Consider the following 872-nt stretch of genomic DNA (forward strand, 5'->3'; position numbering starts at 1 on the left):
GGGTGAGGGTCGTCGCAGCGCGCGGTGCCTCAATCCCAGGGCGCCGCTTCGGTGGCCATGTCCTCATCCTTGGCCGGCGAAGCCGCCGCAGGCGCGGGCGCCTTCGCGCCGCCCGGCGTGTGCTCGGCCGCGATCTTGGCCGACTGGCCGATGAAGTCCAGCTCGCCGCCCAGGCCCTCGATCATGTCGGGGATCAGCTGCGCGAGCTCACCGGTCGCCAGCGCCGCGTCCACATCGAAGGCTTCGTCCTTGGCCGGCTTGTCCCGCCCGTCGAAGACCACGTCCAGGAACTTGATGCCCTTGATCTGCATCGTGTCCGTCAGGGTGAAGGACACGCGCTCCTTCCAGGTCATCGCCAGGCGCGTGGGCATCTTGCCGCTGGTCAGGTGCGCCTTGACCTCGTCGGTGTCCAGGTTGTGGCGGGCGTAGCGCACCGCCGCCTTCATCTCGTCGGCGGCCTTGAGCTCGCAATCGCGGTCGATCACGAAGTCCTTGGGCGGCACGCCGTCCATCAGCCATGCCGCCATGCAGGCGGCCGGCGATTCGGCGCTCTGCAGCAGGTGCAGGTTGATCGACGAATCGGCCTTCACCAGCAGCGTGATCAGCTCGTCGGCCTTGCCGATCGAGCCCGCATCCACCATCAGCAGGCCCTGCTTGGGCGAGATCCACACCCGCAGGTGCGATTGCAGCGTGAACGCGCGCGCAGCAGCTCCAGCGTGGCCTGCTCCTTCATGTCGCGCTGCTGCTTCTTGCCGGGCCGGCGGCCGGTCTCGAGCTCGATCCGCTCGACCATCTCCTCGACCTTCTCCCGCACCACCGAGCCGGGCAGCACCCGCTTCTCCATGCGCAGGCTCAGCAGCCAGTGGCCGTCG

Annotated in this window: 2 protein-coding genes; both read right to left on the reverse strand. The window is 68.7% G+C overall.

All coding sequences use genetic code 11. From position 1 onward, the window contains the following. Nucleotides 1-29: 29 nt before the first annotated feature. The gene (locus FUT87_RS28080; RefSeq protein WP_255512101.1) at nt 30-671 is read right to left on the reverse strand and encodes a recombination-associated protein RdgC; all 642 of its coding nucleotides are present in this window, start codon (nt 669-671) and stop codon (nt 30-32) included. After that, the coding region (gene rdgC / locus FUT87_RS31265) for a recombination-associated protein RdgC (protein WP_255512102.1) at nt 641-872 on the reverse strand (232 nt) is incomplete at its 5' end. The genes FUT87_RS28080 and rdgC, both read right to left, overlap by 31 nt.

Source organism: Mitsuaria sp. TWR114 (genome assembly GCF_007997345.1).